Source organism: Pseudomonas sp. Nvir, assembly GCF_963778085.1.
Taxonomy (GTDB): domain Bacteria; phylum Pseudomonadota; class Gammaproteobacteria; order Pseudomonadales; family Pseudomonadaceae; genus Aquipseudomonas; species Aquipseudomonas juntendi.
Genome location: NZ_OY970405.1, coordinates 5,522,197 through 5,537,108, shown reverse-complemented (window position 1 = coordinate 5,537,108; position 14,912 = coordinate 5,522,197). Strand labels below are relative to the sequence as shown.

General features: G+C 64.6%; 12 protein-coding genes. 10 read left to right on the top strand and 2 right to left on the bottom strand.

Annotated features, from left to right (window positions below; all coding sequences use genetic code 11):
* Window positions 1-146: 146 nt before the first annotated feature.
* Entirely contained in the window at window positions 147-2,366 is a 2,220-nt protein-coding gene (locus AACG97_RS26415; protein ID WP_115295388.1) for a primosomal protein N', read from the bottom strand.
* 167 nt (window positions 2,367-2,533) lie between these two features.
* Between AACG97_RS26415 and rpmE the strand changes: the two genes are divergently transcribed.
* From rpmE to AACG97_RS26400, 3 genes are all read left to right on the top strand, one after another.
* Window positions 2,534-2,749 carry a 50S ribosomal protein L31 gene (rpmE, locus tag AACG97_RS26410; protein ID WP_009684941.1) on the top strand — a complete coding sequence of 72 codons (216 nt, stop codon included), beginning with the start codon at window positions 2,534-2,536 and terminating at the stop codon, window positions 2,747-2,749.
* A 2-nt stretch (window positions 2,750-2,751) separates the two neighbouring features.
* The gene (locus AACG97_RS26405; RefSeq protein WP_125854348.1) at window positions 2,752-3,573 is read left to right on the top strand and encodes a thermonuclease family protein; all 822 of its coding nucleotides are present in this window, start codon (window positions 2,752-2,754) and stop codon (window positions 3,571-3,573) included.
* Between the two features lie 178 nt (window positions 3,574-3,751).
* Entirely contained in the window at window positions 3,752-5,020 is a 1,269-nt protein-coding gene (locus tag AACG97_RS26400; RefSeq protein WP_009684943.1) for a malic enzyme-like NAD(P)-binding protein, read from the top strand.
* A 155-nt stretch (window positions 5,021-5,175) separates the two neighbouring features.
* Here AACG97_RS26400 and AACG97_RS26395 read toward each other — a convergent pair whose 3' ends face one another.
* Window positions 5,176-7,626 (bottom strand): penicillin-binding protein 1A, encoded by a 2,451-nt coding sequence (locus AACG97_RS26395; RefSeq protein ID WP_370593773.1) that lies wholly within the window; start codon window positions 7,624-7,626, stop codon window positions 5,176-5,178.
* A gap of 181 nt (window positions 7,627-7,807) precedes the next feature.
* On the opposite strand from AACG97_RS26395, the gene pilM reads away from it, so the two are divergent.
* The 7 genes from pilM to AACG97_RS26360 all read left to right on the top strand — a co-directional run bounded on the left by pilM (window position 7,808) and on the right by AACG97_RS26360 (window position 14,747).
* Complete coding sequence (pilM, locus tag AACG97_RS26390) at window positions 7,808-8,689, top strand: type IV pilus biogenesis protein PilM (protein ID WP_225786201.1); 882 nt, start codon at window positions 7,808-7,810, stop codon at window positions 8,687-8,689.
* On the top strand, window positions 8,686-9,222 hold the full coding sequence (locus AACG97_RS26385; protein WP_009684948.1) for a PilN domain-containing protein: 537 nt from the start codon (window positions 8,686-8,688) through the stop codon (window positions 9,220-9,222). The genes pilM and AACG97_RS26385 overlap by 4 nt, the downstream gene beginning before the upstream one ends.
* An 11-nt stretch (window positions 9,223-9,233) precedes the next feature.
* Window positions 9,234-10,232 carry a pilus assembly protein PilP gene (locus AACG97_RS26380; protein ID WP_225786212.1) on the top strand — a complete coding sequence of 333 codons (999 nt, stop codon included), beginning with the start codon at window positions 9,234-9,236 and terminating at the stop codon, window positions 10,230-10,232.
* Window positions 10,156-11,424, top strand: a complete 1,269-nt coding sequence (locus tag AACG97_RS26375) for a type IV pilus secretin PilQ (protein WP_050492206.1) — start codon at window positions 10,156-10,158, stop codon at window positions 11,422-11,424. Before AACG97_RS26380 ends, AACG97_RS26375 begins: the two co-directional genes overlap by 77 nt.
* Before the next feature lie 4 nt (window positions 11,425-11,428).
* Window positions 11,429-11,947 (top strand): shikimate kinase AroK, encoded by a 519-nt coding sequence (gene aroK / locus AACG97_RS26370; protein WP_009684951.1) that lies wholly within the window; start codon window positions 11,429-11,431, stop codon window positions 11,945-11,947.
* 97 nt (window positions 11,948-12,044) lie between these two features.
* On the top strand, window positions 12,045-13,142 hold the full coding sequence (gene aroB / locus AACG97_RS26365; RefSeq protein ID WP_009684952.1) for a 3-dehydroquinate synthase: 1,098 nt from the start codon (window positions 12,045-12,047) through the stop codon (window positions 13,140-13,142).
* 15 nt (window positions 13,143-13,157) lie between these two features.
* The gene (locus AACG97_RS26360) at window positions 13,158-14,747 is read left to right on the top strand and encodes an SPOR domain-containing protein (protein ID WP_125854351.1); all 1,590 of its coding nucleotides are present in this window, start codon (window positions 13,158-13,160) and stop codon (window positions 14,745-14,747) included.
* Window positions 14,748-14,912: the final 165 nt, after the last annotated feature.

Here is a 14,912-nt window from a genome sequence, read left to right as displayed (position 1 = left end):
TCGCAAGTAGCAAGTAGCAAGAAAAAGCTTGGTGGCGCCGCCTGACTCCGTTCCGCTCTTGCTTGCAGCTTGCAGCTTGCAGCTTGCAGCTTGCAGCTTGCAGCTTGCAGCTTGCAGCTTGCAGCTTGCAGCTTGCAGCTTGCAGCTCAATAAAGGTCGACCGGGTCGACATCCAGCGACCAGCGGACCTGGCGCCCGCTCGGCATCTGCTCCAACACTAGCAACCAGGCACTGATCAGTCGATGCAAAGGCGCCCGGGTGTTGGCCTGTATCAACAACTGCGCGCGGAAACGCCCGGCGCGCCGCTCCATGGGGGCCGGAACCGGGCCCAGCAGCTCGATGCCTGGCAGCCGCTGTTCGGCGACCAGGCGCTCGGCGGCGGCGCAGGCCTCGTCCAGGAAACCTTCAGCCTGCCCCGGCTTGTGCGCTTCTGCGCGCAGCAAGGCCAGGTGCGAGTAGGGCGGCAGCCCGGCGGCACGGCGTTCGTCCAGGGCCTGTTCGGCAAAGGCGAAGTAGCCTTGTTCGGTCAGTTGCACCAGCAGCGGGTGATCGGCCAGGTGGGTCTGGATGATGACCTTGCCCGGTTCCTCGGCACGCCCGGCGCGCCCGGCGACCTGCACGATCAGTTGCGCCATGCGCTCGCTGGCGCGGAAGTCGCCCGAGAAAAGCCCCCCGTCGGCGTCGAGGATGGCCACCAGGGTTACCCGCGGGAAATGGTGCCCTTTGGCAAGCATCTGGGTACCGACAAGGATGCTCGGCTGGCCTTTCTGGATGGTACTGAACAGCTGGTGCATGGCGTCCTTGCGCGCCGTGCTGTCGCGGTCCACACGCAGAATCGGGTAGTCCGGGAACAGCACTTTCAGGCGTTCTTCGGCGCGTTCGGTGCCCGCACCGACTGGGCGCAGGTCGACGTGGTCGCACTGCGGGCACTGGTGTGGCAGGCGTTCGTCATAGCCGCAGTGGTGGCAGCGCAACACCCCGGAGCGCTGGTGCACGGTCATGCGCGCGTCGCAGCGCGGGCATTCCGACAGCCAGCCGCAATCGTGGCACAGCAGCGTAGGGGCGAAGCCGCGGCGGTTGAGGAACACCAGCACTTGCTGGCCGGCTTCCAGTGTCAGGCGGATGGCCTGCTGCAGCGGGCCGCTGATGCCACTGTCCAGCGGCAGGCTTTTGACATCCAGGCGCAGCATGCGCGGTGGGCGTGCGCCGCCCGCGCGCTGATTCATGCGCAACAGGCGGTAGCGGCCGGTGAGGGCGTTGTGCAAGGTTTCCAGCGAGGGCGTGGCGGAGCCGAGCAGGATCGGAATGTTCTCCTGGTGCGCCCGCACCAGCGCCAGGTCGCGGGCATGGTAGCGCAGGCCCTCCTGCTGTTTATAAGAGCCGTCGTGTTCTTCGTCGATGATGATCAGGCCAGGGTTTTTCATGGGCGTGAACAGGGCCGAACGGGTGCCGATGATAATGTCGGCTTCGCCATCGCGTGCCGCCAGCCAGGCGTCCAGGCGGTCGCGGTCATTCACCGCCGAATGCAGCAAGGCAATCCGGGCGTTGAAGCGTTGCTCGAAGCGCGCCAGGGTTTGCGGGCCGAGGTTGATCTCCGGGATCAGTACCAGCGCCTGCTTGCCGGCCTCGAGGGTTTCGCGGATCAGCTGCAGGTAGACCTCGGTCTTGCCGCTGCCGGTCACGCCGGCCAGCAGGAAGGCCGCAAAACCGCCGAAGCCCTCGCACACCGCCTCGAAGGCATCGCGTTGCTCGTCATTGAGCGGCAGCTCCGGCTGTGCCAGCCAGTGTTCGTGGCGCAAGCCCGGCTTCTGGCGGCGGACTTCGATCTGCACCAGTTCCTTGGCCAGGAGCAGGTCGAGGCTGTCCTTGTTCAGGTTGAGCTTGGCCAGCAGGCTGTGCGCCACCCCGTGCGGGTGCTGCGCCAGGGTCTTGAGGGCATCGCGCTGGCGCGGTGCCCGGGCGATGCGCGGGTCGTCCAGGCGGGCGTCGGGGGCAATGTGCCAGAAGCGCTCCTGGCGCATTTCTGCGGGCTCGCCCTGGCGCAGTAGCGTGGGCAAGGCCCAGCTCAAGGTGTCACCCAGGCTGTGCTGGTAGTACTGCGCGGTCCACAGGCACAGCTTGAACAGCGAAGGCGGAATCGGGGAGACCGGGTCGAGCAAGGCGCTGGCCGGCTTCAGCTTGTCGGCGGGCACCTCGCTCTGCGCGCACACTTCGACCAGTACGCCGATCATTTCGCGGCGGCCAAAGGGCACGCGAATGCGCATGCCCGGGGCCAGGGCCAAGCGCGCCATGCTCGCTGGCGCCTTGTAGTCGAACAGGCGCCGCAACGGCGAGGGCAGGGCAAGGCGCAGGATGACGTCGGACACGCAGAAAGTCTCGGAGGGCATTACAAGAACTGGCGAGCCTAGCAGACGACGGTCGGTGCAAGCGACATCTTGCACTGACGGTGTGCTCTGGTATTATTCGCCGCCTAATTACGTGCGGTATTCAACAATTGGTGTTGGGTGGCGGCACGCAGCTCGAGGAAGTGACCATGAAAGAAGGTATCCACCCGAACTACGAAGCTGTTGCAGTCACCTGCAGCTGCGGTAACAAGTTCGAAACCCGTTCGACCCTGGGCAGCACCCTGTCGATCGACGTTTGCAACCTGTGCCACCCGTTCTACACCGGTAAGCAGAAAGTCCTGGACACCGGTGGCCGCGTACAGAAGTTCGCCGACCGCTTCGGTATGTTCGGTACCAAGAAGTAATCATGCGCATGGCGAGTCCTTCGGGCTTCGCATTGTTGCTGAAAAAGGCGCCCCTCGTGGGCGCCTTTTTTGTGGGTGCGATCTGGCATTTGCCCGCCCTGGCCTTCTGCCCGCTGCCGGGCAAACCCGAGCAGGTTCGGGTGCGGCAGGTGGTCGACGGCGACACCGTGCGTCTGGTGGATGGCCGCAGTGTGCGGCTGATCGGCATCAACACCCCGGAGATCGGTCGCAAGGGGCGTGGCAGCGAGCCCTATGCCGAAGCTGCCAAGCGGCGCCTGCAGGCGTTGGTCAAGGCCAGTGACGGGCGTGTAGGGCTGGTTCCCGGTGTGCAAGCCAAAGACAAGTATGGGCGCACACTGGCGCACATTTATGGCCGTAATGGCGACAATCTCGAAGCACAATTGCTCAGTGAAGGCTTGGGCTACCGGGTGGCCGTCGCCCCCAATGTGCGCCTCAGTGGCTGCCAGCAACGCGCCGAGCAGGCCGCACGCCAGGCCGGCGCCGGCCTTTGGCGGCAGTCGCCCGTGGTGCCGGCAGACGCCATCAGGCAGCCTGGTTTTGCTGTGCTCAGTGGCCGAATCATGAGCATCGAACGCAACCGTGGTGGTGTCTGGTTGAACCTTGACCGTGCCGTGGTGGTGCAGGTCTCCGCTCGTCTGCAGCGTAACTTCCCGGCCAGTTTCTTCGCTAACCTCAAAGGGCGCCAGGTCGAGGTGCGTGGCTGGGTGGTGGACCGTTCCCGCAAGGGCGGCCTCAAGCCAGGGCAGCGGCGCTGGGTATTGCCACTGACCGACCCGAGCATGCTGGCGCGTACTTCTGGCTAAAAAATGTAGACAGTTCGCTATTGGATTGTACACACTGTTAGCCGTATGCCCCCGTGGGTTTTAGCGGAAAGTCGTAGGCTAAAGGCCTTGACACAAGTGACCGACCAGTCTTGTGACTACCCGGCTCTTTGCGTATCCTCGGCGGTCCGTCAGAACAGTAAATAGCGGAATGCCCACCATGTCAGACCTGAAAACTGCCGCTCTCGAATATCACGCTCAACCTCGCCCGGGGAAACTGAGCGTCGAACTTTCCAAGCCAACTGCCACTGCCCGTGACCTCGCCCTGGCCTACAGCCCAGGTGTTGCCGAGCCGGTGCGTGAAATTGGCCGGGATCCAGAGCTGGCATACAAATACACCGGCAAAGGCAACCTGGTTGCGGTGATTTCCGATGGCACTGCCATCCTCGGTCTGGGTGACCTCGGCCCACTGGCTTCCAAGCCGGTCATGGAAGGCAAGGGCGTTCTGTTCAAGCGTTTCGCAGGTATCGACGTATTCGACATCGAAGTCGAATCGGAAAGCCCGCAAGCATTCATCGACACCGTTCGCCGCATCTCGATCACCTTCGGTGGCATCAACCTCGAAGATATCAAGGCGCCAGAGTGCTTCGAGATCGAACGCACGCTGATCGAACAGTGCGACATTCCGGTGTTCCACGATGACCAGCACGGTACCGCCATCGTTACTGCGGCCGGCATGATCAACGCCCTGGAAATCGCCGGCAAGAAGCTCGAAGAAGCCAAGATCGTGTGCCTGGGTGCCGGTGCAGCTGCCATCTCCTGCATGAAGTTGCTGGTGAGCATGGGTGCCAAGGTCGAGAACATCTACATGATCGACCGCAGCGGCGTAATCCACGCTGGCCGTGACGACCTGAACCAGTACAAGGCCCAGTTCGCCCACGCGACCGACAAGCGCACCCTGGCCGACGCCCTGGAGGGTGCCGACGTGTTCGTTGGCCTTTCCGGCCCGAACCTGCTGAGCGCGGAAGGCCTGAAGTCGATGGCGGCCAACCCGATCGTGTTCGCCTGCTCCAACCCTGATCCGGAAATTTCGCCAGCGCTGGCTCACGCCACCCGCAGCGACGTGATCATGGCCACCGGCCGTTCGGACTACCCGAACCAGGTCAACAACGTACTGGGCTTCCCGTTCATCTTCCGTGGTGCCCTGGACGTACGCGCCAAGCGCATCAACGAAGAAATGAAAATCGCTGCGGCCATCGCCCTGAAAGACCTGGCCAAGCTGCCGGTACCCAAGGAAGTGTGCGATGCCTACGGCGTGCAAGCGCTGGAGTTCGGCCGTGAGTACATCATTCCGAAGCCCCTGGATGCCCGCCTGATCACCGTCGTTTCCGACGCCGTGGCCAAGGCTGCCATCGAGTCCGGCGTTGCTACCCTGCCGTATCCAAAGCACTACCCGCTCAAGAGCGTGGATGACGTGTTCAACGGCTGATTGCTGTTGTAGCGGTGTAAAAAGCCCCGGCTCTTTCGAGCCGGGGCTTTTTTATGCGCGGTGGGAATGCGTCGGGGCCGGCAGGTGAGGGGCAGGGGCCGACAGTGTCGGCGCCCGTAGGGTCGAACGCCGCCGTGCACCTGCCCCGGATTGCCTCAGAACAGGTCCATCGGTGTCGCTTCATCCGCTGGCAATGGGCTGCCCGGCACGGCCCCATTGCCCAGTTCGTCCACCGATGGCGGCGAATCCTCGGCCTTGAACAGCTCGAAGTAGGCATTGGGTGTGCCCGGCGAAGCTGCCCGGCCGCTGACGGGGTCTACGCGCAGGCTGAGAATGCCTTCTGGCTCGGCCGGCGCATGTGCAGGCTTGTTCTTGAGTGCCGCACCCATGAAGCTCATCCAGATCGGCAGCGCCGCCGTGCCGCCGTACTCCCGGTGGCCCAGGGTTTCCGGCTGGTCGAAGCCAACCCACACGGTGGTCACGTAGTCGGCGTTGTAGCCAGAGAACCAGGCGTCCTTGGACTCGTTGGTGGTACCGGTCTTGCCTGCCAGGTCGGTGCGGCCCAAAGCCAGCGCCCGGCGGCCGGTGCCGCGCTTGATCACGTCCTGCAGCATGCTGGTGAGAATATAGGTGGTACGCCCGTCGATGATGCGCTCGGCAACCGCTGGTGGCTGCGCTGCCGCAGGGGTTTGGCCGGGGGCCGCCGGTGCCTCGCCGGGCATGCTGGCGGTGCTGATCGGCTGCTCGGGGGCGGCCAGGCCGGCCTGGTCTTCAGTACCTTGGGGTACGCGAGCCGGGTTGGCGGTGAACAGCGTTTCGCCACTGCGGCTCTCGATACGGTCGATCAGGTAGGGGGCAATCTTGTAGCCACCGTTGGCAAAGGTGCTCCAGCCTGTAGCGATTTCCATCGGCGTCAGGGTGGCGGTACCCAGGGCCAGCGACAGGTTGCGCGGCAGGTCCTGCTTGTTGAAGCCGAACTTGGCGATGTAGTCGATGGTGCGGTCCACGCCCATGGCCTGCAGCAAGCGGATCGAAACCAGGTTGCGCGACTTGTACAGCGCTTCGCGCATGCGGATCGGGCCGAGGAACGTGTTGGTATCGTTCTTCGGTCGCCACACCTTATCGACCGATTCGTCGACGAATACGATCGGCGCGTCGTTGACCAGGCTGGCGGCGGTATAGCCACTGTCCAGTGCAGCGCTGTAGATGAACGGCTTGAAGCTTGAGCCCGGTTGGCGTTTGGCCTGCATCGCCCGGTTGTAGTTGCTCTGCTCGAACGAGAAACCGCCGACCAAGGCGCGGATGGCGCCGCTGTTAGGGTCGAGGGTGACCAGTGCACTCTGTGCCCCCGGCACCTGGCTGAACTTGAAGGTGCCATCGTCCAGGCGTTGCAGGCGCACCAGGTCACCGACCTGGGCGACATCGGCGGGCGATTGCGGGGTGCGGCCCTGGGCGTTGCTGTTGATGAACGGGCGCGCCCATTTCATGGTGTCCCAGGCCACATGCACCTGCTGGCCGTCACGGGTCAGCACCGCAAGGCCGGTTTTTTCGACCCGGGTGACGATGCCGGGCTCCAGCCCGCCCAAGGTGCGTTGCTTGCCCAGTTCCTGGCGCCAGGCAGCCTCGGTGCGCCCCGGGAAGCGGGCTTCAGGGCCGCGGTAGCCGTGGCGCTCGTCATAATCGGACAGGCCATTGAGGATGGCCTTGTTGGCCATTTCCTGCATGTCGCTGGGCACGGTGGTGGTAACGCGGAAGCCTTCGGTGTAAGCCTCGCTGCCGTAGCGGCCAACCATTTCCGCGCGAGCCATTTCCGCGACGTACGGTGCATTCACCTCGGGCGTCGGCACGTGATAGCTGGCGTTGAGTGGCTCGTCCAAGGCGGCCTGGTAGCTGGCCTGGTCAATCTTGCCCAGCTTGTACATGCGGCCCAGGATCCAGTCGCGGCGCTCTTTGGCGCGCACCGGGTTGGCCAGGGGGTTGAAGCGCGAGGGCGCCTTGGGCAGGCCGGCGATCATCGCCATCTGTGCCAGGCTCACGTCACGGATCGACTTGCCGTAGTAGACCTGGGCCGCGGCGTCGATACCGTAGGCGCGGTTGCCGAGGTAGATCTTGTTCACGTACAGCTCAAGAATCTCGTCCTTGGTCAGCTCCCGCTCGATCTGCAGGGCCAACAGAATTTCGTTGGTCTTGCGCGAGAAGCTGCGCTCGCTGGTCAGGAAGAAGTTCTTGGCCACCTGCATGGTGATGGTGCTGCCGCCGGTCTGAATGTGCCCGGTTTTCACCAGCTGGGTGGCCGCGCGCATCAGGCTGCTGGGGTCCACGCCGTAGTGGTTGAGGAAATTGTCGTCCTCGGCTGACAGCAATGCCTGAATGAACTGTGGGGGAATGTCTGCGAAACGGATCGGCGAACGGCGCATTTCGCCAAATTCGGCAATCAGCTTGCCATCGCTGCTGTACACCTTGAGGGGGATCTGCAACTGGATGCTTCTGAGCGAATCGACCGAGGGCAGGTTGGGACTAAGATACAGAAACGCACCGCTCACACCGAGTACGAGCGCGCAAATGACTGCGACGGAAGACCACCAGAAGAACTTCAGCAGACGTATCAAGGCTTTTCGGTGTCCAGGTTGAAAGTGGATTGCACGCAGGTCCGGCGGACCAAAAAACGCTGGGCATTATACGCATTTTTTCGCCTTTCCGGGCCACCGGCCAGGCAGCCCGTCGCCCTGACGGGTGGCCCCGGCCCAGTGTTGCCGCGGGGGCGCGACATACAGCAAGGAATTCGCAATGCTTGGACGCTTCGGCAAGGATGCCGGTTCACTGGTAGGGGTGGAAATTACCGCTCACGCCATTCATCTGGTGCAACTGCAACAGCGCAAACGCGGCTGGCGGGTGCTGGGTTGGGCCCATGAGCCGCTGCAGCTCGGGGCAGGCAATGACTGGGCAGCAGCGCCCGAGCAGGTCTCGGCGGCATTGCAGCGCGCCCATCGGCGCAGCGGCCTCGGCGAGCGCCGGCTAGCCCTGGCGCTGCCCGCCAGCCAGGTCATCTGCAAGCTGTGCCACCTGCCAGTGGGGCCCGGTGAGGAGCAACTGGAAGCGCAGTTGCTGGCGGATGCCGAACGGTTGTTTCCGTTCCCGCTGGAAGACCTGGCCCTGGACTTCCAGGTCCTGGGGGCTTCAGGTGTTCAGCCAGCCTGCAGCGAGGTGCTGGTTGCAGTGTGTCGGCAGAGTGCACTGGCACCCCTCGAAGCGCTGGTGCAGCAGGCGGGGCTGCAGCTGGAGGCGGTCGAGGTCGACAACATTGCCCTGCGCCGCATGCTGCCTGCGGGTGAGCAGGCTGGGGCGGCGTTGCTGCGTATCGAGCCCCACCGGGCGACTGTTCATGCCTGGGCGCCTGGCGGGGCGCTGCAGCGCCGGGAGCTGCGGGCAGCTGACGGGGACATGGCCGCGCAACTGCCCGAGCGGCTGCCTGCGCTGCTCGCCGAAGGGCTTTTGCCTGCCAGGTTGTGGGTCAGCAACTGCTCGACGCTGCAGCCGGGCTGGCTGCAGGCCTTGGGCCAAAGCCTGGCGCTGCCGTGCCAAGAACTGCCTGCGCTGGCCGGGCTTGCCCAGGTCGATGGGCCGATGCTGCTGGCGAGTGCCCTGGCGCTTGGAGGGGCGCGACCATGATGCGGCTGAACCTTCTGCCGTGGCGCGAACGCCAGCGCCAGGCGGCCATGCGCCGGTTTCGCAGCCATCTGGTGGCTGGCGCCTTGCTGGCATTGTGCGCCGTGACGCTGGTCGACCAACAGGCACGCCAGCGCGGCCAGCAACAAGCGTTGGCCAACGCCCAGCGCCAGGCAGCCCTGGAAACCCTGGGCCTGGAGGCTCAGCCACTGGCTGACGTGCGTGCCCAGCATGCCGCACTGCTCGGCCGCCTGGCGGTGCTGGAGGGCCTGCAGGCTCAGCAAGGGGTTCTGCCTGGCGTATTCGCCGACCTCGAAAGGGCACTGCCATTGGGCATGCAGCTGCTGGGCCTCAGCCTGGAAAACGGCCGCCTGGAGTTGACCGGGCTCGCCACCTCCGGCGCCGTACTGGCCCAGTTCATGCGCGACCTGGAGCGTTCCGGCGTGCTGCTGGACCTGGAGCTCAAACACATCAAGAGCCAGCCAGGCGGCGATGAATTCTTGCTGGCTGCGCGCGTGGCGGCGTTCTGGTCGTGACCAGGGTGCAACTGCTCGCATGGCTTGGCGCAGCCGAGCGCTCCAGCCGCTTCCGGCGGCTGGCACCTGTGGCACTGGCGGTGCTGCTGTTCGGCCTGGGCTGCGCGATTCGCCTGCCGGGCATGTTGCAGCAGCAGGGTGAAGAAGAGGGCAAGCGCGCCGAGCTGAGCCGGCAGCAGGCTGCCACGCAGGCGCAGATTGCCGAGTTGCAGGGGGTGCGGGCACAGCTGGCGAGCGATGGGCAGCGCTTGCAAAAGGCACAATGGCAGCTGGCTGCCGGCGAAAGCATGAGCGACCTGCTAGACCGTCTGTCGGGTTCGGGGCGCGAGCACGGCCTGCTCGTCGAGCGCCTCGATGTGCACGAGCAGCAGCAGCGGCAGGGCTTCAGCGTAGTGCCACTGGAGTTGCAGGTGGTGGGCAGCTACCCAGCCTTGCGGGGCTGGCTGGACGAGTGGTTGGGGCAGGCGCGTGTCATGCACGGTCGCAGCATGCGCCTGGCAGCCGGCGGTGGCGAACCAGGCCTGCTGCGTTTGCAACTGCGGGTCGATGCCTATCACGCGCCGGTTGCCGGGGCGGCAGTCGCCATGCTTGCGCGGCTGCCTGCCAGGCCGGCAACGCGGGCACCGGCCATGGATCCGTTCGCCGCGTTGGCAACGCACCTGTCGGGTGGTTTGACCCGCGCGCCCCTGGCCCAGTTGGAAATGGTCGGCAGCCTGACGCGTGGGCAGGAACATCAAGCGCTGCTGCGGGCGGCCGGCAGGCTCTACCGCGTCCGCCTTGGGGACCGGGTAGGGCGTGATCAAGGGATAGTGATGCATATCGGCCCGCGCCAGGTCGAAGTGCGCGAACGGTTGTTCATGGCGGGGGTGTGGCATGAACGCACGGCGTTCATCACCCTCGCAAAACGCCTGGGCAAGGAGGCCCCGGATCAGAATGAGAACGAGGATGATCTACCTGCTGGCGGCCCTGCTGCCCATGCCTCTGGCGACCGCGACGCCTTACCAGGGTGAACCGCTGTCGCTGCACTTTCAGGATGTCGAGATTCGCTCGGTTTTGCAGGTACTCGCCGACTATGCCGGCGTCAACCTGGTCGCCAGTGACGACGTGCAGGGCAATGTCACCCTGCGCTTGCAGGATGTGCCGTGGGATCAGGCGCTGGACCTGGTCTTGCGCAGCAAAAGCCTCGCCCGGCGCCAGGAGGGCAATGTGCTGCTGGTGGCGCCGGCGGCCACGCTGGCTGCGCAAACTGCCGAAGCGCGTGCGGGGCAGGTGCTGGAGGCGCAGTTGCAGCCCATGCGCCGGGAGCTGTTGCCTGTTCACCATGCCAAGGCTGCCGAACTTGCGGAACTGCTCAAGACCAGCCTGGCCGACGAAAGCCTGCTCGCCGGTTGGGGCAGCCTGAGTGTCGATGAGCGCACCAATACCCTGGTGGCCTACCTGCCGGCCGAACGCCTCGATGAACTGCGGCAACTGGTGGCGCAGCTGGATGTGCCGGTGCGTCAGGTGGCGATCGAGGCGCGCATCGTCGAGGCCAACGTCGATTACGAGAAAGCCCTTGGGGTGCGCTGGGGCAGCCCTTTGTATGGCGACAACCCGCTGCCGGGCAAGTCGCTGTTCGTCGACCTGGGTGTCGAGCGGGCTGGCAGCAGCATCGGCCTTGGCCTGCTGCGCGGGGATGTGCTGCTGGACCTTGAGCTCAGCGCCATGGAAAAAAGCGGCAATGGCGAGATCATTTCGCAACCCAAGGTGGTCACGGCCGACAAGGAAACGGCCAGGATCCTCAAGGGCACCGAGGTGCCCTACCAGGAAACCACCAAGAGCGGCGCCACCTCGGTGTCGTTCCGCGAGGCCTCGCTGTCGTTGGAGGTGACCCCGCAAATTACCCCGGACAACAAGGTAATCATGGCTGTCAGGGTGACCAAGGACGAACCGGATTACGTCAATGCCTTGAACAACGTGCCGCCGATCCGCAAGAACGAGGTGAATGCCAAGGTTCGCGTGGCCGACGGCGAAACGATCGTGATTGGCGGCGTGTACTCGACTTCGCAAAACAATGTGGTCGACAAGGTGCCATTTTTGGGTGATCTGCCGTATGTTGGGCGGCTGTTTCGACGCGATGCATTACAAGAGAAAAAATCCGAGCTGCTGGTCTTCCTGACTCCGCGTATCATGAGTGACCAGGCGATTGCTGTGAGTCGTTGATTCTGTGCGAAATTTGATACTTGTGGGGCCCATGGGTGCTGGTAAAAGCACCATCGGCCGCCTATTGGCCAAAGAGCTGCGCCTGCTGTTCAAGGATTCCGACAAGGAAATCGAACTGCGTTGCGGCGCCAACATCCCGTGGATTTTCGACAAGGAAGGCGAGCCGGGTTTCCGTGATCGCGAGCAAGCGATGATTGCCGAGCTGTGTGGCCTCGACGGCGTGGTCCTGGCCACCGGTGGCGGTGCCGTCATGCGCGAAGCCAACCGCCAGGCGCTGCACCAGGGCGGCCGGGTAATCTACCTGCACGCCTCGGTCGAACAGCAGGTCGGCCGCACGGCGCGCGACCGCAATCGCCCGCTGCTGCGCACCGCCAACCCCGAGGCCACCTTGCGGAACCTGCTGGAAACCCGCGACCCGCTCTACCGCGAGATCGCCGACCTGGTCGTAGAAACCGACGAGCGGCCACCACGCATGGTGGTGATCGACATCCTCGAGCGCTTGCAGCAGTTGCCGCCCCGTTAACCCGGGACTATTCTCGGCCACCAGCGCCGAGGCGAGGTTCAACGTTACCGCGCAGGTCGCCAGAACGGCACCGCGCCCAAGAACATTGTGGGGATACATGCAGACACTGAAGGTCGACCTGGGCGAGCGTAGCTACCCGATCTACATTGGCGAAGGCCTGCTGGACCAGCCCGAGCTGCTGGCGCCGCACATTGCCGGCCGGCAGGTTGCCATCGTCTCCAACGAGACCGTCGCGCCGCTGTATCTCGACCGCCTGGCCAAGACCCTGGGGGCCTACTCGGTGCTGCCAGTGGTACTGCCCGATGGCGAAGCCCACAAGAACTGGGAAACCCTGCAACTGATCTTCGATGGCCTGCTGACGGCGCGGCATGACCGCCGTACCACCGTGGTCGCCCTGGGCGGCGGGGTGGTCGGTGACATGGCCGGCTTTGCCGCTGCATGCTATCAGCGGGGCGTGGACTTCATCCAGGTGCCGACCACCCTGTTGTCCCAGGTCGACTCCTCGGTAGGCGGCAAGACCGGCATCAATCACCCGCTGGGCAAGAACATGGTCGGCGCCTTCTACCAGCCCAACGCGGTGCTGATTGATACCACCAGCCTGAAGACCTTGCCGGCGCGCGAGCTTTCGGCAGGCCTGGCCGAAGTGATCAAGTACGGGCTGATCTGTGACAAGCCCTTCCTCGCCTGGCTCGAAGACAATATGCAGGCCCTGCGTACCCTCGACTCGGCAGCCCTGACCGAAGCCATTCGCCGCTCGTGTGCGGCCAAGGCCGCAGTGGTGGGCGCCGACGAACGCGAGTCTGGCGTGCGGGCCACGCTGAACTTGGGGCATACCTTCGGGCATGCCATCGAAACCCACATGGGCTATGGCGTGTGGCTGCACGGCGAAGCCGTGGCGGCGGGCACGGTCATGGCCCTGGAAATGTCCATGCGCCTTGGCTGGCTCGACCAGGCCGAGCGCGATCGCGGAATCCGCCTGCTGCAGGACGCAGGTTTGCCGGTGGTGCCACCACAGGAAATGACCCCGGCGCATTTCATGGAGCACATGGCGGTCGACAAGAAGGTGCTCGACGGGCGTCTGCGTCTGGTGCTGCTGCGCCAGATGGGCGAGGCCGTGGTCACCGACGACTATCCGAAAGAGACTCTACAGGCCACGCTGTCGGCGGATTACCGCGCGATCGTGGCCCAGCTTTGAGGTTGTGACAGCGCAATGACCAGTTTGCATGCCGATGAGGCCTTTCTCGACCATTACCAGTTGAGCCACGATCCGTTCGCACCGCGGGTGCCCGGCTTCAAGTTTTTCCCTGCCCAGCGCAAGCCTGTGCTCGGCCAGCTGCACCACCTGGCTCGCTACAGCCAACTGATGCTGGTCGTCACCGGCCCGCAGGGTAGCGGCAAGACCCTGCTGCGCCAGGCGCTGGTGGCCAGTACCAACAAGCAGGCGGTGCAGAGCGTCGTGGTGTCCGCCCGTGGTGCCAGCGATGCTGCCAGTGTATTGGGCCAGGTCGCGCAGAACCTGGACGTGGCCCAGCCGGAGATGCAGGCGATCCTGTCCAAGGTGGTGCAACTGGCACTCACCGGGCAGGAAGTGTACTTGCTGGTGGACGATGCGGAACAACTCGACGAGTCGGCACTCCAAGCGTTGCTGGAATTGGCGGCGGGGGTGCCGGAAGGGCGCCCGCACGTGTTCCTGTTTGGTGAGCCTTCGCTGATTGCAGGGTTGGACGAGCTCAATGTCGAGGAAGAACGCTTCCACATCATCGAGCTGGCCCCCTACAGTGAAGAGGAAACCCGCGAATACCTGGAGCAGCGCCTGGAAGGCGCAGGCCGGGGCATCGAGGTGTTCAGCCGTGAACAGATCGTCGATATCCATGAAAACTCCGACGGCTGGCCTGGCAACATCAACCAGGTCGCCCGTGACACTTTGATCGAAGCCATGATCGCCAGCCGGACGACGGCCAAGCGACCATCCATGGGGTTCAAGATGCCAAAAAAACATGTGCTCGCGTTGTCTGCCGTGGTCGTGGTTGCCGTTGCAGCTGCCGTGTTGATGCCCAAGAAAGGCGAAAAAGCGCCGGCCGACGCACCGGCTGCCCAGGCTCAGTTACCGCTTAGCGACGGCAAGCAGGGCGCCAACATCGAGTTCTCTGGCTCGTCCCAGCCGGTGCCGCTGCCATTGGGAGGGCAGTCACAGCCGGTGATGCGCGAGCCGCTGGCCCAGGCCGCAGGCATGGGTGAGGGGGAAGAAGGCAGCCCGGCTGGCGATACCGCCCTGCAGCCTGGCAACCCGCCGCCGACCGTGACCACCATCGCCCCGCCGCAAGGCGTAGCGGCGGGCCCCGCGCCGACGCCTGCGCAACCCGTGCAGCAGGTTGCGCCTGCGCAAAAACCGGTCGCAACCCAGCCTGCCAAGCCGGTTGCGACGGCCAAGCCGGCCCCGGCACCGACCCAGGTCGCCGTGGCCAAGCCGGCCGCCAAGCCTGCTGAAAAGCCAGCCGCTGGCGGCACTGGCAACAGCAGCTGGTACGCCGGGCAGAAACCGGGCAATTACGTGGTGCAGATCCTCGGCACCAGCTCCGAGGCCTCGGCGCAGGCGTACGTGAAAGCCCAGGGTGGCGACTATCGCTACTTCAAGAAAGACCTGCAAGGCAAGCCGCTGTATGTGGTCACTTACGGCAGTTTCGCCAGCCGCGATGCTGCGGTTGCGGCAATCAAGAACTTGCCAGCGAAGGTCCAGGCTGGTAAACCTTGGCCACGTACCGTCGCCAGCGTCCAACAAGAGCTGGCCTCGGCCCGCTGATACCTGCCGGGCGGCACCACCCCGCTGCCCTGTTGCTAAGCGAATTCTAGCTTTCGACTAGCCTGCTGCGCCCGAGCGCGGCAGGCTTTTCTGTCCCAGACTGCCGGCCACAAGCCCCGAGTTGCAGTCATGGCTGAAACGCTTCAGACTCGAGTCAAGCGTCTA

Excerpts from the sequence above, each read along its gene's own strand:
- rpmE (WP_009684941.1), top strand. The coding sequence starts at position 2,534 with ATGAAAGAAGGTATCCACCCGAACTACGAAGCTGTTGCAGTCACCTGC.
- AACG97_RS26405 (WP_125854348.1), top strand. The coding sequence starts at position 2,752 with ATGCGCATGGCGAGTCCTTCGGGCTTCGCATTGTTGCTGAAAAAGGCG.
- AACG97_RS26400 (WP_009684943.1), top strand. The coding sequence starts at position 3,752 with ATGTCAGACCTGAAAACTGCCGCTCTCGAATATCACGCTCAACCTCGC.
- pilM (WP_225786201.1), top strand. The coding sequence starts at position 7,808 with ATGCTTGGACGCTTCGGCAAGGATGCCGGTTCACTGGTAGGGGTGGAA.
- AACG97_RS26385 (WP_009684948.1), top strand. The coding sequence starts at position 8,686 with ATGATGCGGCTGAACCTTCTGCCGTGGCGCGAACGCCAGCGCCAGGCG.
- AACG97_RS26375 (WP_050492206.1), top strand. The coding sequence starts at position 10,156 with ATGAGAACGAGGATGATCTACCTGCTGGCGGCCCTGCTGCCCATGCCT.
- aroB (WP_009684952.1), top strand. The coding sequence starts at position 12,045 with ATGCAGACACTGAAGGTCGACCTGGGCGAGCGTAGCTACCCGATCTAC.
- AACG97_RS26360 (WP_125854351.1), top strand. The coding sequence starts at position 13,158 with ATGACCAGTTTGCATGCCGATGAGGCCTTTCTCGACCATTACCAGTTG.